This window comes from Vibrio sp. 11986-1-5 (assembly GCF_963878025.1).
Lineage (GTDB): Bacteria > Pseudomonadota > Gammaproteobacteria > Enterobacterales > Vibrionaceae > Vibrio > Vibrio injensis.
Map to the genome: position 1 here is coordinate 221,935 of NZ_CAWNVW010000051.1, position 20,774 is coordinate 242,708.

General features: G+C 45.1%; 19 protein-coding genes. 4 read left to right on the top strand and 15 right to left on the bottom strand.

Features of this window, described 5'->3' with window-relative positions; all coding sequences use genetic code 11:
- Nucleotide 1: 1 nt before the first annotated feature.
- From AACS00_RS14030 to gspC, 11 genes are read right to left on the bottom strand one after another with little or no spacing between them, the layout of a single operon-like run.
- Complete coding sequence (locus AACS00_RS14030; RefSeq protein ID WP_110167764.1) at nt 2-496, bottom strand: type II secretion system protein M; 495 nt, start codon at nt 494-496, stop codon at nt 2-4.
- Nucleotides 493-1,722: a type II secretion system protein GspL gene (gene gspL, locus AACS00_RS14035; RefSeq protein ID WP_181397585.1), complete on the bottom strand. Its 1,230-nt coding sequence runs from the start codon at nt 1,720-1,722 to the stop codon at nt 493-495. Before gspL ends, AACS00_RS14030 begins: the two co-directional genes overlap by 4 nt.
- Entirely contained in the window at nt 1,691-2,704 is a 1,014-nt protein-coding gene (gene gspK / locus AACS00_RS14040) for a type II secretion system minor pseudopilin GspK (RefSeq protein WP_110167766.1), read from the bottom strand. The genes gspL and gspK overlap by 32 nt, the downstream gene beginning before the upstream one ends.
- On the bottom strand, nt 2,691-3,323 hold the full coding sequence (gspJ, locus tag AACS00_RS14045) for a type II secretion system minor pseudopilin GspJ (protein ID WP_110167767.1): 633 nt from the start codon (nt 3,321-3,323) through the stop codon (nt 2,691-2,693). The genes gspK and gspJ overlap by 14 nt, the downstream gene beginning before the upstream one ends.
- Nucleotides 3,310-3,666: a type II secretion system minor pseudopilin GspI gene (gene gspI, locus AACS00_RS14050; RefSeq protein ID WP_072670593.1), complete on the bottom strand. Its 357-nt coding sequence runs from the start codon at nt 3,664-3,666 to the stop codon at nt 3,310-3,312. Before gspI ends, gspJ begins: the two co-directional genes overlap by 14 nt.
- The gene (gspH, locus tag AACS00_RS14055; protein WP_072670594.1) at nt 3,659-4,234 is read right to left on the bottom strand and encodes a type II secretion system minor pseudopilin GspH; all 576 of its coding nucleotides are present in this window, start codon (nt 4,232-4,234) and stop codon (nt 3,659-3,661) included. Before gspH ends, gspI begins: the two co-directional genes overlap by 8 nt.
- Before the next feature lie 52 nt (nt 4,235-4,286).
- Complete coding sequence (gspG, locus tag AACS00_RS14060) at nt 4,287-4,730, bottom strand: type II secretion system major pseudopilin GspG (protein ID WP_072670595.1); 444 nt, start codon at nt 4,728-4,730, stop codon at nt 4,287-4,289.
- Nucleotides 4,731-4,765: 35 nt separating this feature from the next.
- Nucleotides 4,766-5,986, bottom strand: coding sequence for a type II secretion system inner membrane protein GspF (gene gspF / locus AACS00_RS14065; protein WP_072670596.1), 1,221 nt, complete (start codon nt 5,984-5,986; stop codon nt 4,766-4,768).
- Nucleotides 5,987-7,498, bottom strand: coding sequence for a type II secretion system ATPase GspE (gene gspE / locus AACS00_RS14070; RefSeq protein WP_110167768.1), 1,512 nt, complete (start codon nt 7,496-7,498; stop codon nt 5,987-5,989).
- A complete protein-coding gene (gene gspD, locus AACS00_RS14075; protein ID WP_110167769.1) occupies nt 7,498-9,522 on the bottom strand; it encodes a type II secretion system secretin GspD in 2,025 nt (674 codons plus the stop codon). The genes gspE and gspD overlap by 1 nt, the downstream gene beginning before the upstream one ends.
- 35 nt (nt 9,523-9,557) lie before the next feature.
- Nucleotides 9,558-10,442, bottom strand: a complete 885-nt coding sequence (gene gspC, locus AACS00_RS14080; RefSeq protein ID WP_110167786.1) for a type II secretion system protein GspC — start codon at nt 10,440-10,442, stop codon at nt 9,558-9,560.
- Between the two features lie 265 nt (nt 10,443-10,707).
- Here gspC and hslR point away from each other — a divergent pair, with 265 nt between their 5' ends.
- From hslR to AACS00_RS14100, 4 genes are all read left to right on the top strand, one after another.
- Nucleotides 10,708-11,094: a ribosome-associated heat shock protein Hsp15 gene (gene hslR, locus AACS00_RS14085; protein ID WP_072670599.1), complete on the top strand. Its 387-nt coding sequence runs from the start codon at nt 10,708-10,710 to the stop codon at nt 11,092-11,094.
- A gap of 19 nt (nt 11,095-11,113) precedes the next feature.
- Nucleotides 11,114-12,004, top strand: a complete 891-nt coding sequence (hslO, locus tag AACS00_RS14090; protein ID WP_110167770.1) for an Hsp33 family molecular chaperone HslO — start codon at nt 11,114-11,116, stop codon at nt 12,002-12,004.
- Nucleotides 12,005-12,342: 338 nt separating this feature from the next.
- Nucleotides 12,343-13,971: a phosphoenolpyruvate carboxykinase (ATP) gene (gene pckA, locus AACS00_RS14095; RefSeq protein WP_072670601.1), complete on the top strand. Its 1,629-nt coding sequence runs from the start codon at nt 12,343-12,345 to the stop codon at nt 13,969-13,971.
- A gap of 108 nt (nt 13,972-14,079) precedes the next feature.
- The gene (locus tag AACS00_RS14100; RefSeq protein ID WP_110167771.1) at nt 14,080-15,990 is read left to right on the top strand and encodes an AsmA family protein; all 1,911 of its coding nucleotides are present in this window, start codon (nt 14,080-14,082) and stop codon (nt 15,988-15,990) included.
- Between the two features lie 32 nt (nt 15,991-16,022).
- On the opposite strand, the gene AACS00_RS14105 is transcribed toward AACS00_RS14100, so the two are convergent.
- The 4 genes from AACS00_RS14105 to typA form a co-directional block, all read right to left on the bottom strand.
- A complete protein-coding gene (locus AACS00_RS14105) occupies nt 16,023-16,949 on the bottom strand; it encodes a bifunctional GNAT family N-acetyltransferase/hotdog fold thioesterase (protein WP_110167772.1) in 927 nt (308 codons plus the stop codon).
- A gap of 33 nt (nt 16,950-16,982) precedes the next feature.
- Nucleotides 16,983-17,417, bottom strand: a complete 435-nt coding sequence (gene dtd, locus AACS00_RS14110) for a D-aminoacyl-tRNA deacylase (RefSeq protein ID WP_072670604.1) — start codon at nt 17,415-17,417, stop codon at nt 16,983-16,985.
- A complete protein-coding gene (locus tag AACS00_RS14115; protein WP_375152959.1) occupies nt 17,389-18,252 on the bottom strand; it encodes a virulence factor BrkB family protein in 864 nt (287 codons plus the stop codon). Before AACS00_RS14115 ends, dtd begins: the two co-directional genes overlap by 29 nt.
- Before the next feature lie 286 nt (nt 18,253-18,538).
- Nucleotides 18,539-20,362, bottom strand: a complete 1,824-nt coding sequence (typA, locus tag AACS00_RS14120) for a translational GTPase TypA (protein WP_072670606.1) — start codon at nt 20,360-20,362, stop codon at nt 18,539-18,541.
- Between the last annotated feature and the right edge of the window lie 412 nt (nt 20,363-20,774).

Below are 20,774 nucleotides of genomic sequence, written 5' to 3' on the forward strand. Positions count from 1 at the left end.
GTTATCCGACTCGCTTAAACTGTAGACGTCTGACTTCTACCATGCCTGAGACTTTACCGCGTTCGAGATCCATAAACTCAACTTCAATCCCTTGTCGCTCTTTTAAGTGCGCTAGCCAAGCAACCAGCTGAGTGAATGGCACAGGTTGAATCCATACTTGCATGCGATCAGCACGCGGCTGCACTCGAACCAACTCAATATTAAATTGACCGGTCGATGCCGCAATCACTTGGTTTAGCGGCTGAGATGAACGAACCACACCGCCTTGCTGACGTAGAGCGCTAATTTGATCGGCTGTATTTTCAACCCATTGTAATAATTGGCGTTCACTTTGAATGCGAGTTTTGGCATCCTGACTGCGTTGATTGAGCGGTGCAATTCCTCCCCAATAGACTAACCCAAGCACCAAACAAAGCACTGCGACCGATAATAAGCGTTGCTCACGCTGACTAATGCTTTGCCACCAAAGATAAAGCGGCGTTAATTTGTCTTTCATTGCCCACCCCCTTCCTTAGGTCTCAAAACAAACGATCCCGATACCCGTTGCTCATTACGGCTGAGTTGACCTTGCTCAACAGAAAAGTACTCCGCTAACTTCACTCTCGCTTGTTCAAACGATTGGAAATCGCTGCTAGTAACATCAAGACGCACTTCACTGCGATTACCGTCAAAACGCAAACTTTGCACTTGCATATCAGTCACGCTGCCAATCGTCTCTGGTAATCGACTGAACCAAGTTAGGACATCTTCACCTTGCGCTGAACCAGAAAGCGCATTTAATTCATCCGTCATCTGTCGTCTCAAATAGCTGACGGTCGGAATACGCTGCTTATCAGGAAAAATGATTCTAAAAATACGTTCACTTTCATCACGATAGCTTTGTGCAAGCTGTGTATCTTTATGAACTTGTAAACCATAACTGGTCATCAAGACCACCAGCAAAAACAAACTGGCGATAACGGCCTTACGCCAAATCAACCAATATTTATTCCAAGAGGATTTGGGTTTAAAAGGTCCAGTCAGTAGATTTATTTTATGAGTAAGTACTTGCTCAGTAAGCAGTACTAATAACGATGGACAAGCCATCGACTGCCAGGATTGCTGCTCATCCAAAGGGAGATCGGGTAACGGAGTATAAGCTGTGAGAGGTAAATACTCGGTCTGATTTTTAACCCAGTCGGTAGTACAAAACCAAGTTAACCAATCCTTATCAATCGATAATCCGCTGTATTCGCCTTTACGTACCAGCCATTGATCACCCATTTGACCGGCGCTTAATCCCTCATCATGCACTGGCAAAGCTAACACATCGGGGACCACGCGCTTAACATCGAGTCCTAGCGTATGTAACTGCTCCAGCATGGCTTGTAACCAAGTACGATCAACGCCAGCGACAAAGGCTTGATCACCTTGTTTGCCTAATACACTAAAATGCAGTTCATCAACATCTTGTGCGATCTCCTCTTCCAAGAGATACGGAAGCATGGCGTTAAACTGCCGACTGCCACCTGCTGGAATCGTTACTTGAGTTAACAGTAAGTCACTGGTTGATAACAAAACAACCGTTGAACGCTGAACTGCGTGCGGAGCCAGTTGTTCAAGTTGTTGCCAATCACTTAACTCCCCACAGGCAAGCACTTGTTGCTGAGTCGATGACCAGACTAACCAAGGGATAACTGTATTTTGTTGACTACTCAGCCGAACGATCAAGCTTTCGCTCACTGACTCCTCCATAGCGCCGGCTCACCACCGTCGCATCCTTTTTATTACTGCTATAAAACAGACTACGAACACGCACTCTAGACGTATCTACCATCACCTGTGCATCCAATTCAAAATAGTGACTATCGACACTTAAATACGCTCTTGCTTCTTCACGACGTGCATTATCGACAGCGGCAATCGCTGGCTCGGCGAGAAAACTCGCCACGCTATCCCAGCCATCAAAAGGGCGGGATTCTAGCACAGACTTGGCATTGGCCTCATTTAAATACGGGCTAAACATAGCCACCAATAAAGGGGCTTTCTCTGGCGGTAACGTATTGATATTTAAACGCCAATCTTGTGTTGGTAGCGCGCAAACATAAGGTGATAGCTGATGCATTGCTTCGCCACTCACTTGATAAACCGCTCGTAATTCACTGGCATCGGCCAATAAACCATTTGGCGGTAAATACGCTGGTGTCATCGATTCATACAAACTATCTTCTGCACCATTGGAACGATTAACCCGATCATCGGCATCAATAAAATCCCATGTCGCATCGGCAATCGTCTCAGCTTGAAAATTATCAATCTCTACTTCATCTAACAACGCCCGCCATACTCGATAGAGATAAGGTGGCGTTGGCTCATTGCTCGGCAGCAAACCGGCAAATGCATTGAGATTAAAACAAGCTTGGGCGTCGACTAGACTGCCCGTTACCACGCCATAATCTAGCGGGTAAGTTTGATGTTGTTGAGACCAAGGCTGATTCAAACTGATCACATCACTGTCTTGATAACTCTGTTCAATCGCTGCTTTGGCTAACGCTTCGACGCCAAGTGTATACCAATACGCTTGCTGATAACCCAGTTGATGGTTAGCACGTTGAAACTGACTAAACATTCGCTGCGACATCGTCGCAGCAATCGAAACCATCACTGCCAGCAGCAGCAGCACAACGATTAACGCGACACCGCGCTGGGCATTAGGACGCACCATCGGCTTCTCCTAATGAAGCACCGGTTAAGACGTAGACTCGCTCAATTTCACCGTAATCTTTCAGTGTTAAACGTACGCTCACCGCTTCAGGCAACCGACGTTCCGACTCCCATTGCTCTGACCATTCTCCACGTTGATAAAAGCGCATCGACCAGCTTTCAACCTCGCTCAGCACAGGCGCAATGACTGGCTCTTGTGCAACGGGGGTATCAGGATAACGCCACCACACTCTTTCTAAGACATGATCTTTTAAACGATAACCGACTTTAAGCACCTCACCACGTGGAAACTGTTGCTGAGGGTTGTGCCAACCTAAGCGGGTAAATAACACACCTTTTTCATCTGAATCGAGCAAATAATCTCGCCACTGAATAAGTTGTCCGGTCGGTGCCTCTCCATTGGTACGAAAGGCACGTGCCGCCATTTGTCGAAAATCGGCGTCCATCATCACCATTGCGCGCTGTAGCTCACTCAATCGAGCTTCACGTTGCGCAGAGACTTGATTACTCAGTTGTACCTGATAAAGCACCTGATAAGCAGCAATACTTAAACTGGCAAAAATCGCTATCGCTACCAAGACTTCGATTAAAGTAAATCCACGCGCTTTATTTGCTAACATAGCTTCTTACCGTGACCAAAGGTTGGCCTTTTTCGGCACTAGCAACGCTGACATCAAAGGCAGATAGCACTGGTGCAGTGGTTGCAATCGGTGCAATACGCCAGTACCAAGTGCGGCCGGCAAGCTCATCTTTGCCCTCTTTGGCAGCCAACGACGTCGGGTTTAGCATGACTTTAGCCATCTGGTTATCGGCTACCATTGCCGCAAACATTTTATCTTCCAGATAACCAATGGTATTAACGTGCTGAGTCACCGTTCGAATCACACTGATTGCCGCGGTAGCAAAAATCGCTAACGCGACCAAGACTTCCAGTAGTGTGAAACCACGCTTCACTTTACTCATCGCTCTCTCCTGGGGCGAATAGACGAATATGTCCATTATCTTCGACCACGACTTGCCATGCTTGTTCGGCACTTTGCTGATCGGGGTAAAGTAATAAACGGAACGGGGTGATTTCACCACTGGAGAGAATAAACACTTGTGGTGCAGGTTCGGTTTGCTGCTCTTTATACTCAGCAAATCTCTCTTCATCAAACAAAGAGCCTGGAGTGAAGAGTCGATTTTTATCCTGCCAAACACCGCTACCGAGAGTAAAATCGAGATTGAGTGAATCCGCTAAGCTAAGTTGAGCAGCAAAACCGATTTTATCGATCTTCTGCCAGCCTTTCTCGGTCAGTTGTACAAAAGTAAAACGTTTATTGGGTTCATCAATCCGTAAGCCAAAATCAAAACCACTGAGCAGTGCCTCTTCATTGAGTAACTGTAAACGCTGAAACAAGCTCTGCGCGGCCACATTAGCTTGATCATTTTGTCGAGCTGGTAATGTCGCGATCACTGCAACGGCACTGACCGAAATCAACACCAGCACCAGCATGATCTCAAGTAGCGTAAAGCCTCGGGTAAATTTCATTACTGATGACTGCTCAATGGGTTATCGGTAAGCAACAGGAATGTCTCGGGATTTATTGAAAATCCTGCAAATTCCAGTTACCAATCACGGCGTTCGAACCTTCGCCACCTTCTTGACCATCCGCCCCTAAAGTAAAAACATCAATCCGACCATGATCGCCTGGGCTTAAGTATTGATAATCATTGCCCCAAGGATCTTTCGGTAGACGACGAATGTATCCACCTTCACGATAATTACGCGGCTCCGGATTCGATGGCTTGGTCACCAATGCCTCTAAGCCTTGATCTGTGGTTGGGTAAACATTGTTATCTAAACGATACATATCCAAGGCATTTTCTAAGGCAACAATATCGGTAATGGCTTTTTGTTGATCGGCCTTTTCTTTGTTACCCAATAAATTAGGCACTACGAAACTGGCCAAAATGCCTAAAATCACCACCACCACCATCACTTCCAGTAAGGTAAAACCTGACTGTTTACTTGCTCTTCTATTCATAGTTACTCCATTTCGATCCAAGCATCGTACACCGATTAACGGCTCATTAAGTTATTCATTTCTAAAATCGGCATCAAGGTTGCCATAACAATAAACAGCACCAATCCAGCCATTAACGCGATTAACGCAGGGGTAAAAATCCCTAGTGCAATATTCACCGTCGATTCGAAGTTAGCATCCTGATTATCGGCAGCACGAGTCAGCATACTCTCTAACTCGCCACTTTGTTCACCACTGGCAATCATATGTAACATCATTGGCGGGAATAACTTGGTTTGAGACAACGCTTTACGCAAACTCGAACCTTCACGCACGTTATCAGCGGCCAGTAAAACCTGCTGCTTAACGTATTGATTGGTCATCACATCCACTGCTACACGCATGCCATCGAGGATCGGAATGGCACTGGAAGTACAAATGGATAACGTGCGGGCAAAACGTGACGTATTCAGTCCTTTGGCAATTTTGCCAACCATCGGCATAAACAGCAGCTTTTTATGCCAGTACAGACGAACGTTAGGTTTACGTAGTAGCCATTTGATAAAGTAAATACCCACTAACACACTGGCTAATAAGCTTAATCCCCACTGCTGAACAAAATCACTTGAAGAGAGTAAAAATTGGGTTGATGCAGGGAGCGCCTGCCCCATCTGTACAAATTGACCGACAATTTTTGGTACCACCGCAGCAAGTAGAAAAGCCACGATTCCCACAGCAAACACCACTAAGACAATCGGATACAACAAAGCTTGCATCAACTTAGATCGCATCTTTTGCCGATTTTCAGCGTAATCCGCTAATCGCTCTAAAATCGCATCCAAATGCCCGGATTTTTCACCTGCGGCGACCATTGAACGAAACAGATCATCAAAGATATGTGGGTAGTCGGCCAAGCTATCGGCTAACGTATAACCTTCGGTGACTTTAGCTCGCACTGCGGCGAGCATATTCCGAATCCGAGGTTTTTCCGATTGCTCTGATACCGCACGTAAACACTCTTCTAACGGCATCCCTGACTGAACCAACGTCGACAGCTGACGAGTCAATAAAGCCAGATCTGGTGTACTAATTCCACGCGGTTTAACCCAACTGCTTTGCTGAGCTTTAGCCGCTTTGGCTTGTGTCTCAACCACTTCAATTGGCAGTAAGCCTTGTTCTTTTAAGCGTTGACGGACTTGACGAGCATTATCACCTTCGATAATGCCTTTTTTTTGTCGACCTTTGGCATCTAATGCTCGATATTCAAACGCAGCCATTTATGACTCCTTGGTCACGCGCAACACCTCTTCAAGTGAAGTGATCCCTTGGCGGACTTTATCCAAACCATCATCACGAATACTTGGTGTTTGTTCACGAATCGCTTGTTCTATCGCTTGCTCCCCCGCTTCGCGATGAATAAGTGCTTGAACTTTATCATCCACTAACATCAGTTCATGAATCCCCGTTCGTCCACGGTACCCCTTAAAATTGCATTTCTCACAACCTGCAGCGCGATAGAGGGTTAATGGCTCTTTTTTACTGACCGAAAACAGCTTACGCTGCTCTTTATCCGCCTCGTATGGCTGCTTACAATCTGGGCATAAAGTACGTACCAAACGCTGTGCCAGCACGCCCAACAACGAAGAGGAAATTAAAAAAGGTTCGATCCCCATGTCACGTAAACGAGTAATCGCACCAATCGCGGTATTGGTATGCAACGTTGACATCACTAAGTGACCAGTCAAAGAAGCTTGCACCGCTATTTGCGCCGTTTCCAAATCACGAATTTCTCCGACCATCACCACATCCGGATCTTGACGTAAAATCGCCCTTAGACCACGAGCAAAAGTCATATCCACTTTCGGGTTAACTTGCGTCTGGCCAATACCGTCAATATCAAATTCAATTGGGTCTTCTACCGTGAGGATATTCCGTTCACTGCTATTCAGTTCTTGTAATCCGGCATATAAGGTGGTCGATTTCCCCGACCCCGTCGGTCCAGTGACCAATAAAATACCGTGTGGCCGAGCAATTAAATTACGGAAATTATCGTGATTCGCTTTGGTCATGCCTAAGCTGTATAAATCTAACCGAGTGGCATTTTTATCCAACAAACGCATGACCACCCGCTCACCATGAGAAGAAGGCATAGTAGAAACACGCACGTCGACTGCCCGCCCGCCGATACGCAGAGAAATACGCCCATCTTGAGGAACGCGTTTCTCGGCAATATCGAGTTTAGCCATCACCTTTACCCGTGAAATAAGCAGGGGCGATAATTTACGGCTCGGTGATAGCACCTCACGCAGGACACCATCGACACGAAAACGGATCGATAACACTTTCTCAAACGTTTCAATATGAATATCCGATGCGCCTTCTTTGATCGCCTCACCTAGCATGGCATTGATCAATTTAATGATCGGCGCATCGTCTTCGGACTCGAGTAAATCTTCACTTTGCGGCAACTCTTCAGCAAGAGAAAAGAAATCATCGCTATCGGCACCAATGTCTTCCATTAACTGACGCGCTTCAGATGAATCTCGTTGGTAGACTTGGGTGATTTTGGCTTCAAATGCTTCAGCACTGATCTCACTCAACGCAAACGGCTGTTTGATTACGCGTTTAATTTCAACCAGAGCAGGAATCGACAATGGCGCAACGCAATACACCGTGGCATTGTGTTGCGCTTCATCCCACTCTAAAACTAACTTATGGCGCTGAGCAAAACTGAACGGTAAGCGACGAATCCGCTGCAACCCCTGCGTATCAATCACATCCACACTCATTATTTATTATCCATTTGATCAAGAAAAGCTTGCAATTCAGCAGGATGACGACGCGATTCACCATATTTCGGTAATACAGGAATATTGTTATTATCCATTAACTTCAGCCCCTGATCGGCTTTAAATAGCTGCTCGGCACGAATATAGTTGTACTTGCGCTGAGTGATGCCATCCGCGGTCATACCATCACGAATAATGGTAGGCTTAATAAACACCATCAGGTTTTTCTTTTCTACCGTGGTATTGGTTGAACGGAATAGATAACCTAATAATGGAATATCACCAAGGATCGGCACCTTAGATTCGCTCTCTGCGGTACGCTCATCGATCAACCCGCCAAGCACCAGCATTTGTCCATCTTGCACCATCACCGTGGTATTCAACTGACGCTTAGCAAAACGCACATCGACCGCTCCCTGAGCGCCAAGTACATTAGAAACTTCTTGTTCAATCGAGAGCTGAACGGAATCACCTTCATTAATTTGTGGCACGACTTTCAGTTTGATGCCGACTTCTTTGCGCTCTACGGTTTGGAATGGATTATCGTTATTCGAACCAGCGGTTGAACCGGTTAATACTGGTACTTCTTCACCTACAATAAATGAGGCTTCACCGTTATCCATTACCGTAATACTGGGTGATGACAAGATATTGGTACTGGAGGTACTCGATACCGCGCTGATCAGCGCCGTCCAGTCACCCATCATGACGCCAAGTGCGGCACCATTGACCCCTGATAAAGCCGAGGCAAGCGTCGAATAATTACCACTTTTTTCTACGGTATATGGGACTCGATTACCATCTCTATCCGTGTAATATTCTGTTGAGGTTTGCTTTTTAGCTTCTTCTAATCCAACCATCACTTGGCCAACTTGTGCGCCAGTATTACCGTATTGAATTACCGCCCCGTCTTTTAATGAACCCCATTGCACACCGAGATTAATCCCATCACCTTCGGCCATTTCAACAATCAAGGCTTCGATCAGCACTTGAGCGCGGCGAATGTCCAGTTGAGAAATCACATCCAATAAAGAGTTCATAATATCTTGTGGCGCAGTGATCACCAGCGAGTTGGTATCGGAGTGCGCAGAAATCATCACGCTGCTGCGTGATGAGCTTGCACTACGCTGACCGCCTTGTTTCTCTGCTTGGAGGTTTTCAGACACATCTTTCAAAACGCTAACTAAATCATCGGCTTTGGCGTATTTAAGATAAACGACTCGATTATTACCTCGCGTAGCCATTTCAACATCCAACTGATTAATCAAGCGTCTCATTCGCTCGCGCACTTTCGGATCACCAGAAATCAAAATCGAATTGGTACGATCATCAGCAACAAATCTTGGTTGTAAAAACTCAGGCGCATTTTGTGCGTTATTGGCACGGCTAAGCGCTTCAACAATTCGTACCATTTCGGAAGCAGAAGCATTACGCAGCTCAACCACTTCGATTTCGGTGTCACCAGCCTGATCAACGCGATGAATAATATTGGCTAGGCGATTGACCACCGCCGCATGGCCAGTAATCAAAATGATATTCGCCGGATCATAGTGCACCACGTTGCCAGCACCAGCGTTATCAATTAACTGACGCAAGAGCGGCGATAGCTCACGAACGGAAACATTTTTCACCGTCACCACTTGAGTGACGACACTATCGCCAAAAGCGCGATCATCATTGCCCAGTACTGGAATAGCCGAGGTTTTGGCATCTTTAGAACGGAGCACTTTCAATACGCCGTTATCCATCTCGACCACAGCAAACCCATACACTTCAAGCACATTGAGAAAGAAACTGTAGTACTGCTCTTCATTGAGAGTATCGTAGCTGCGTACATCAATTTTGCCGCGTACCGAAGGATCAACAATGATGGTTTTTTCAAGGTTTCGTCCAACGATAGTTATAAACTCTTGAATATCAGTGCCCTTAAAACTGACACTGAAGGTTTGATTCGCCTGTGCTAATGGCGCTGCAATTAGGCTTGCCACTAAAAGCCAGCTACTTTTCTTAAGCCAATGCTTCACACAATACTCCCTTAATGATTACTGCCAATTGGCTGTTAAAACTGAATATAAATATCATGCTGTTGTCCATCTCGCTCGACCGTCAAATTCAGCTCAGTCAGATCAGAGATGGACTCAAACACTTGCGTCATTGCACTGGGGTCGGTTAAATCGAGTCCATTCAGTTGCACAGCAATATCCCCATTTTGTAAACCAACGGCTTCAAAAAGCGCAGGATCTCGCCCCGCACTAACGCGATAACCGACAATGCGATCATCTTGTTTGACTTGTGACAAACTCACGTACTGAAATACCTCACGGGGATTTTGACTGATCGCCGTACGAATAGCAGCCAGTTTGTCTTCTACCACCTCTTGTGGGGCAGGCGCAGCGCGCTGAACCATATTATTCGTGCTCGGTTTACCGTAATCGAGCCCTTCTAACATCAGCGTTTCATCCCGACCAGCATTATCAATAATAACTCGGTCAGCCAACACTGCTTTTAATGTGACTCGGGTGCCTTCTATTTGCTCATTCAGTCCATAAGTCGCTTGCTGACCACGGTTAGCAATTACCGCCAAACTGCGCTCAATTTCGTTACTGGCAACAACGCCGACTAAGGTTAAATTAAGACGTGTGGGAGGCGCATCGACTTGAACTGGGGCCGCAACAACAGGAGCCGCTTGTGGGTTATAAACCCCAAACAGATGGCTATTTTGCAATGGGCGAATATCGATTCTCGATGCTGCCACTTGGTTGCTGATTGGTTTAGCCACCCAAGGTACAATCGAGCTATCTTGCTTTGGTAACAACCACACCAGTTGACCAACGATCCAAGCAGAGAAAACAAGGCAAGTTAAAGTAAGAATCAGACTCAACGGATTCTGCCAACGAAGAATCTGCGCCATGCGCTCGCTTAAAGTCTGTTGATTAAATTCCATTAATGATTTCAATCCTTGCTGATTCATCATCCAAAGCATTCACTGGTTATTGAGTTGGTTAATATACATCAGCTCGATAAACGGCGCGACTGACGAGGTTATTTTATAATGATTATTTACCGCTTCGCTTGAAAATCTGGGAGCTTGTCTCCATAGTTTGTCGATAAATCCACACCGAACTCTGCCCTATCGATACAAGATAGAGAGCCAATGATGCAGAGAGAAATCGGAGACAGCGTGACTACCTTAGAGGCCATCGATCATCATGAGTTCCCCAGAACAAGCAGTTCGCTTAGATAAATGGCTTTGGGCCGCTCGATTTTATAAAACACGCTCATTAGCCCGAGAGATGGTTGAAGGGGGCAAAGTTCACTATAATGGTCAGCGAAGCAAACCCAGTAAAGCGGTTGAAGTTGGCGCGATGATTACCTTACGCCAAGGCAACGAAGAAAAAACCGTTGTTATTGAACAGATTACTCAGCAGCGACGTGGTGCAGCCGAAGCGCAAATGTTATATAGCGAGACCGCAGAGAGTGTCGTGAAACGAGAACGCCAAGCGTTACTTCGTAAGCTCAATGCCCACAACCCAAGTCCAGAACGGCGCCCAGATAAAAAACAGCGTCGTGATCTTCTTAAATTCAAACATCAATAAATCAGTCGGATCATTCACTATGACAACACAAGTAACCCCCAACAATCTATTACATCGCTATCTGTTTGAAGACTTATCGGTGCGTGGTGAATTGGTGCAACTCAATGATGTTTACCAACAAATTATCACCAGTAAAGATTACCCAGCCCCAATTCAACGCTTACTCGGTGAGTTACTGGTCGCGACCAGCTTACTCACCGCGACACTAAAGTTTGAAGGATCCATTACCATGCAACTGCAAGGTGATGGTCCCGTTTCATTAGTCGTGATCAATGGCGATAACCAACAAAAAATGCGTGGCGTCGCTCGCTGGGATGGGCAAATTGCCCCTGATGCGACTTTGCATCAATTGGTCGGTAACGGTTATTTAGTCATTACCATTGAGCCTAAAAAAGGTGAACGTTATCAAGGTGTGGTCGGACTTGAAGGAGATGACTTAGCGCAGGTACTCGAGGGTTACTTCTTACGCTCTGAGCAATTAAAAACACGTTTATGGATCCGCACCGGTGAACACGATGGCAAACCTCACGCTGCAGGTATGTTGTTGCAAGTGATGCCTGATGGTACGGGCACTGAAGAAGACTTTGAACACCTAGAACAATTGACGAATACCGTTAAAGACGGTGAGCTGTTTGGTCTCGAAGCCACCGAGATCCTCTATCGTCTTTATAACCAAGAAAAGGTGCAACTTTTTACGCCACAAGTCGTCGAATTTGTTTGTGGTTGTTCCCGAGAACGCAGCGCAGCGGCGATCATCACTATCGCCCAAGAGGAAGTTAACACGATTCTCGCCGAAGAAGGTGCTGTCTCTCTCCACTGCGATTATTGTGGGACAACGTACTCTTTTGATAGCGCCCAAGTCAGTGAACTCTTTGCTCAAAGCGCATCCGATCGCCCAACCCTGCATTAATTTTCGTTGCTCAACAAGCACGATAAAATCGCTTTACAGCCAGCATTTTGCTGGCTTTTTCATACAAAAATCTGCAATAAATCAATCATAAAATATACCGTACGGCATACTTATTTTCTTTTGAATATTAATCATTTACGCTAGCGCAAAGGTTTGCGTACACGATAGAATAGTGAATGCCAGTATCTGTGACGGGTTGCTTATAATCTTAGAAAAGGCATGGGTAATATTTGAGCTAGCTCCCTGTTTTTTCGGTACCCCGTTGTTAGCATGGTAAGCAGATAACAATTACAAATAGTTACATAAAATCCCTACAAAATCCTTATAAGGAGCACCTAATGACCGTTATGGAACATACCAAGGCTGCACAATTAGATCTTACCCAATATGGAATTACCAACGCGACAGAAGTGATCCGTAACCCAAGTTACGAGTTGTTGTTCGCTGAAGAAACTCGCTCAGATTTGACTGGCTATGAAAAAGGCATTGTAACAGAGCTGGGAGCCGTCGCTGTTGATACGGGTATTTTCACTGGCCGATCACCGAAAGATAAATTTATTGTCAATGACGATACCACTCGCGATACCTTATGGTGGACCTCCGATCACGCCAAAAATGACAACAAACCCATTAATCAAGCGGTTTGGAATGATCTAAAATCTCTTGTTACTAAACAGCTATCAGGCAAACGTCTATTCGTTATTGATGGCTATTGTGGCGCTAACCCAGATACTCGCCTTAATATCCGCGTGATTACTGAAGTCGCTTGGCAAGCCCACTTCGTAAAAAATATGTTTATTCGTCCAAGCGATGAAGAGCTGGCAACCTTCAAAGCTGACTTTGTGGTCATGAACGGCGCGAAATGCACTAATGATAAATGGCAACAACAAGGACTAAATTCGGAAAACTTTACCGTATTTAATCTAACCGAGAAAATGCAGCTGATCGGCGGCACTTGGTACGGTGGTGAGATGAAAAAAGGTATGTTCGCAATGATGAACTACTTCCTCCCATTACAAGGTATTGCTTCAATGCACTGCTCAGCCAATATGGGTAAAGACGGCGATGTGGCGATTTTCTTCGGCCTATCCGGTACAGGCAAAACCACGCTCTCTACTGATCCGAAACGTGCTTTGATCGGTGATGATGAACATGGCTGGGATGATGACGGTGTGTTCAACTTTGAAGGCGGCTGCTACGCTAAAACCATTAAGTTATCCAAAGAAGCTGAGCCCGACATCTATAATGCGATTCGTCGTGATGCATTACTAGAAAACGTCACTGTACGTGGTGATGGTTCCATTGATTTCGATGATGGTTCTAAAACTGAAAATACCCGTGTCTCTTACCCTATTTATCATATCGAAAATATTGTTAAGCCAGTCTCTAAAGGCGGCCATGCCAATAAAGTGATCTTCCTTTCTGCCGATGCTTTTGGCGTATTGCCTCCAGTATCGAAACTGACCCCAGAGCAAACGAAGTACCATTTCCTATCTGGGTTTACCGCTAAACTGGCGGGTACCGAACGTGGCATAACCGAACCCACTCCTACTTTCTCGGCGTGTTTTGGTGCAGCTTTCCTCACTTTACACCCCACTCAGTACGCCGAAGTACTCGTTAAACGTATGGAGCAAGCTGGCGCAGAAGCCTATCTGGTCAATACTGGCTGGAACGGTTCTGGTAAACGTATCTCGATTAAAGATACTCGTGCGATCATTGATGCCATTTTGGATGGTTCGATTGAGCAAGCACAAACAAAATCGATTCCTATCTTTAATCTAGAAGTTCCAATTGCTTTACCAGGTGTTGATCCTGCGATTTTGGATCCTCGTGATACCTACGTTGATCCATTACAGTGGGAAAGCAAAGCCAAAGATCTGGCTGCTCGCTTTATCAATAACTTTGCTAAGTACACAGACAACGCGGAAGGCAAAGCGTTAGTGAGCGCTGGTCCACAACTTGATTAAGCAACTCTAACTAAACTAGCCCCTCGCAACGAGGGGTTATTTTTGGCTTGAACCGCTACGCGAGATACGCCAAGCTATGCATTCGCATGACAACAGTATGAGAGAATGATGAAAAAACTGCTGACCCTGTGTATCGCGAGTCTTCTTGTCATGACCAGTTGCGTGTTATTGCTTTTCGCTCTACTGCATACTCGCTATCTAACACCTTGCGCGCAATGGTTCGTTAATCAGCTATGGCCACAAACCCTCACTTTCCACCAACTCGAGTATACTTATCCACTGCACTTTCGTTTCATTAACCCAACGCTCTCTCTGTCAACTCAACCCTTTCGTGCTCAGCAAGTGGATATTTGGCTAAACCCTAACCTACGAAAACAGGGCCAGTGGCAAATTGATAGCCTATTAATCGATGGGGCAAATCTCTCTGCTGAGTTACCAAACTACCAGTGGCCGAAACAGTGGTCACTGCATCAGTTGGCGATGCGTAATATTGATTATGTCTACCAAGATTGGATCGTCCGCGGTCTCAGCGGCCAAATAGAACAACCGCAATGGCCTGAGACTACCCGCTCACTACCTTACGGTAAACTTCAGTTATCGGCGGAACAGGTTTATTGGCAAGGTGAGGCATTAAGTCAATTATTGATTGATGCCGATCATCGGGCACAACAGAGTACCATTTACGGCTTTTCTTTTGCTTGGCGGCAAGCGCTTTTTTCAGGCCAAGCGGAACAGTATCCACAAGGTTGGTCATTGGTGAATGCCACCATCAATCGCTTAAACATCACCCCAAACTCACCATTACCGCCACTGGCTTGGCGACAACTCATTGAAAAGCACCTGTTTCATATTAATAGCTTAGATGTTCTTAATAGTAATATTCAACAAGGTGACCTTACCTTGAATAACGTGAGTTTTTCGATTGAAAATCTCTTACTCAATCCATCTTCAGTTTGGTGGCAACAGGACAATGGCTACCTCTCTCTGAATGCAGATAGCCTGCTCTGGCAAAACCAACAATGGAACGAACCTGCATTTAAACTGGAATTCAATCCCCAAAAAATCACGATCAGTGAATTCACTGCAGACTGGCTTGATGGGCATCTTCAATTTAATGGCTTTATCACTCCAGATGAGCTTCATCTCAATCGACTGACCATCAGCAGAAGCCGATGGATTCAAGAACAAGCCGATGATTTCTCATTACCTAATCAGATAGTCTCTACCTTAAAAACATTACGTATTGAACAGTTGAACTTAAATAACTTACAACTGATTCAGTTAGCTCACTCGCCACACTGGCAGCTCTCTGGGTTGAATGTAGCTGGACAAGAATTAGAGTTGATGCGTCATGGACAATGGGGATTATGGAACGGGCAACTGACTTTAAGTGCTAACAATGCCAGCATTGAACAAACATTAACCTCACAAGCGATTATTGAAGCCAATAGTCATAATGGCTTTATGCATATTACTCGAGCTTTTTTTCCTCTCGAACAAGGGTATCTTGATGCGACAGCAAATTGGGATATGACGACATCCAGTGCTCCTTGGCAACTCGAATTACATGCCGATGGCCTACCACTGCAGTTTTTTAAGCATTGGATTTCACTCCCGTTAAACGTAGATGCATTAGCTGAGTTTAATCTTACTGCGCAGGGCCTCGCTGGTGATTATCCGATGTTTAGCCACTCATTAACGGGACAACTTAATGGCCACTTACGTCAAGGAACCTTGACTTATAAAGATGATGACACACTGGTGATTCAACCTTTTCGATTAGATGACATTCAGCTAACCGCTGATCGGGGACGATTACAACTCACACCAATCTCACTATCTGGTCCCAAATTGAACGCCAAGCTTGATGGGCAGTTGGATCTATTAACTCCCGACCAAGCCAAACTTGAACTTCATTTATGGCAAGATTGCACTGAGCATCGCTTCGATCTATTGCATCATCAAAAGACTAAACAAGTTAGCGCCCAGTGCCCCTCAACCGAAAAGCCTGATCAGTAACGTCACTCATCTAACTTGAAATGGGAGTAAGCTTAAGCACGAGCGTTCTCAATGATCGTCAAATAATCAGGGATGAGCATATAAGTACCAATAAATTCCACCGCATCTTTAGTACCACTACTGATATCAACCTTGACCACAATACGTGCTTTTCTGCCCGAAGCTAAGCGATCAAGATCGCCGCTGATCCCATCTAATGAGGTCGACGCAACAGGATTATGCACCACCGGATGTCGATATCGGATACGGCTATCAACCAACACAATATCCCCTTGCAAATTACGTTCACGCATTAATAACCAAGCCATTCCCCACCCGGTTAGAGTGGCCAAAGTAAAGGCCGAACCGGCGAATAAAGTGTTATGGGGATTTAGATTAGGATTAAGCTGCGCGCTGCATTGAAACTGATACCCTGTGTATTGTTGGACTTTAATTCCCATCTTGTCACTGATCGGAATATGCGTAGCCCAACGCTCTTGCAACTCAGTACACCACTCTGGCTTGCGCAACACATCAGCCATGGGGTCTAGCGGTTTAACCATTTGCTGATGGCGAACCGGACCCCGCTCATCCCTTAAAGCCCCTCGTCGCTCAAAACCATTTTGTGCGTAAAAAGCTATCGCATCTTCACGAGCATTACACACTAAACGTTTCGCTCCTTCCTGACGAGCTAAAGACTCAAGAGCCACTAACAACAAAGATCCCATGCCTTTATTACGCGCACTAGACTTCACCGCCATATAGCGAATCTGCCCTTCACTATCCGGAGTAATATAGACTCGACCAATCGCGATTGGTCTTCCTCGTCCATCGACTATCATTCGATGATGACTCATAGGATCGTATTCATCACGCTCAGAACCTAAAGGCATTCGCCAAGGTTCGCGTAGCATCTGCCAACGAAAATGGTAATACTTGTTGAGCTGGTTTTCCGTTTTGGGAGTGATAAGCTTAAACATTGATTCCCTTCCTAACGCGCTGTTTCGCTTGGATTAAGCCTGTAACCAAAAAGTCACTGGGCCATCGTTAATAAGTGAGACCTGCATATCCTGCGCAAAACGTCCTCGTTGCGTCGGTAAAATGGTCGCACATAGATCTGAAAAATAATCGTACAGACGTTCCGCTTCTTGTGGTGCAGCCCCACGAGAGAAACCAGCTCGAGTGCCTTTTTTGGTATCAGCGGGCAGTGTAAACTGCGATACCACCAAAACGCTTCCACCAACATCTTGCACGCTAAGGTTCATTTTCCCCGCCTCATCTTCAAAAACGCGATATTGAGTGACCCGCTCAACCAAACGTCTTGCTTTGGCGTCATCATCATCACGTTCGACTCCCAGTAACACCAATAAACCGCGCTCAATTTGTCCGACGACGTCACCATCGACTCGCACGGCAGCTTCACTCACCCGTTGAATTAAAGCGATCACGTGGATCTCCTTGTGGTTTTTCTACTAATTTATCTTGTTGAATGGCTGAGTCTACCACGTTAGGTTCACGCTTCCATTGCTCACTTTCACCTAAAGCGGCAGTAAATTCAGCCCCAATCAGCACAATCAACCAACATAAATACACCCATACGAATAAAATCGGTATCGCGGCGAGTGCGCCATAAATCAACTGATAAGATGGAAATTGAGTAATGTAAGCTGCAAACGCTTTTTTGCTTAACTCAAATAGCAACGCAGCAACAAATGCACCGGACAAAGCGTGAATAATACGAACTTTTTTATTGGGCACCAAAACGTACAAACCCACAAAGGCAAAGAAAGATAATAAAAAAGGTAAGCGACTTAAAAACAACCGAAAGGCACCGCTGAACGCTTCACTCTCCATCAGTTTCAATGACGTGACATAAGAAGTGACCGCGATACTCGTACCAACTAAAATAGGGCCTAATGTTAAAATCATCCAATACATAGAAAATGAAAAAACGACGCGCCGTTTATTGCGTACTCGCCAAATAAAATTCATATTTTTATCGATATTTGAGATAAGCATTAACGCCGCGATAAATAAGAAAGCACCACCAACAGCGGTCATTTTTCCTGTATTAGCAACAAACTGCAGTAAAGCATTACTGACCGCATCACCCGCCGCAGGAACAAAATGGGTGATGACAAACTCTTGGATAATGTCCCCCACATTATCGAAAATCGCGAAAGAGGAAAGAATCGATAACAACACCGTCAACATCGGTACAAGCGACAGCAGGGTAATATAAGCTAAATAGCCAGCATTAATATTGATTCGGTCATGATTCATTCGATTGAGCAAGTAACGCATAAACTGCACGCTTTGCTTAAATAACGTCTCTAATGCCAAAATGTGACTCCTAGTTGGTCCTGTTCGATAATCTAGTGTACTGAAAAATGAATGCCATTACCTCACCACCATTACCACATATTATGTCAGGATATGCTTAAACGTATCATCCAACACGGCAAACTCCGTTGAGGACGATAAACTCTCAAACCAAGCAAACAGGACGTATAAAAAAACCCTTAGCCTTTACAGGATAAGGGTTTTTATTGCTGTCAATGACGATTAATTAGCCACGAGAAGCACGTTTACGCTCGTTTTCGGTTAGATGTTTTTTACGAATACGAATACTCTTTGGCGTCACTTCTACGAGTTCATCGTCATCAATGAACTCAAGCGCCTGCTCAAGAGTAAATTTAATCGCTGGCGTCAACACCTGCGCTTCATCCGTACCAGAAGCACGTACGTTGGTCAGCTGTTTGCCTTTTAGACAGTTTACCGTTAAGTCATTAGAACGATTATGGATACCGATCACCTGACCTTCATAGACTTCATCAGCATGCTCAGTAAACAGACGACCACGCTCTTGCAAGTTAAACAGTGCGTAAGTTAACGCCTTACCTGTCGCATTCGAAATCAGTACGCCGTTCACTCGCTGGCCAATATCACCGCCTTTATGAGGGCCATAATGATCAAACGTATGATAAAGCAAACCTGAACCTGACGTTAATGTCATAAACTCAGTTTGGAAACCAATTAGACCACGAGAAGGCATCACAAAGTCTAAACGAACTCGGCCTTTACCGTCTGGCGACATATCTTTCATCTCGCCTTTACGTAGACCAATTTTCTCCATAATCCCGCCTTGATGCTCTTCCATCACGTCGATAGTCACCGTCTCAAACGGTTCCATTAACTGACCATTCTCTTCTTTAAGAATAACTTCTGGACGTGAAACGGCTAATTCAAAACCTTCACGACGCATGTTTTCAATCAAGATAGAGAGGTGTAATTCACCACGACCAGAAACACGGAATTTATCTGGATCATCCGTTTGTTCTACACGCAGAGCTACGTTATGCACTAACTCTTTCTCAAGACGCTCAAGAATATTACGTGAAGTAACGAATTTACCTTCTTTCCCGGCAAAAGGAGAGGTATTGACTTGGAAAGTCATGGTTACGGTTGGTTCATCAACACTCAATGGTGGTAACGCTTCAACGGCGTTAACATCACAAATGGTATCGGAGATTTTCAGCTCACCCAATCCCGTTACCGCGACGATATCACCCGCAGTGGCAAGCTCTGTTTCTGTACGTTGTAGGCCAAGATACCCAAGTACCGTACCCACTTTACCGTTACGCTTTTTACCATCCGCAGAAATAACGGTTACTTGTTGGTTAGCTTTTACGCTACCACGAGTCACACGGCCGACACCGATAACGCCAACGTACGAGCTATAATCAAGTTGTGAAATTTGCATCTGTAATGGACCAGCAAGGTCCACTTGTGGAGGCTCTACATTATCGACGATTGCTTGGAACAATGGTTCCATGTTTTCACCAATAACACCTTCTTCTAAGGTAGCCCAACCATTCAAAGCTGAAGCATAAACCACTTGGAAATCTAGCTGCTCATCACTGGCTCCAAGGTTATCAAACAAGTCAAATACTTGATCCATTACCCAGTCAGGACGAGCACCAGGACGGTCAATTTTATTGATAACGACAATCGGCTTTAAACCATGAGCAAAAGCTTTTTGAGTCACAAAACGAGTTTGTGGCATAGGACCATCAACGGCATCGACAATCAAGCAAACACAATCAACCATCGACATAATACGCTCAACTTCACCGCCGAAATCGGCGTGTCCTGGGGTATCTACGATGTTAATTCGGTAATCATGCCAATTGATCGCGGTATTTTTAGCAAGAATCGTAATACCACGTTCTTTTTCAATATCGTTCGAGTCCATGACTCGCTCTTCAGCGTCACCGCGAGACTCTAAGGTTCCCGACTGCTGGAGTAGTTTATCCACCAAGGTCGTTTTGCCGTGGTCAACGTGCGCGATGATCGCGATGTTTCTTAGTTTTTCAATTTGTGGAGTAGCCATGGAGTTTTGCTTCACTTATTTTACACAGATAGCTCGTTTCTACGGGAGTGCACAAACGTAGCCAAAATTTTCGTTAAAAAAATGGTCAATAATGTACCAGATTTTGGCGAAAAACCTAGAAAAATGTGATCTATCACGCCCAATATTGTCCTATTACATCCTAGTCCTCACTCTTACTTAATTCAAACCCCATAGCAACGAAGAAATGCAGATTGACAAAGCCATGAATAATCGGCTGAATGAACGCGTGTTTTTAGTCGTTGAGTGAGCCATCCAACACGTCGCACCAACTTGGTGCATGTTATGGCTTTTTTGGTGCAACATGACGCACCACTTTCACCCAATAAAACATAAACAATTGATTTTATGGACAATAAAAACTGGCACGAATATCGCTTATATAAATACAGTA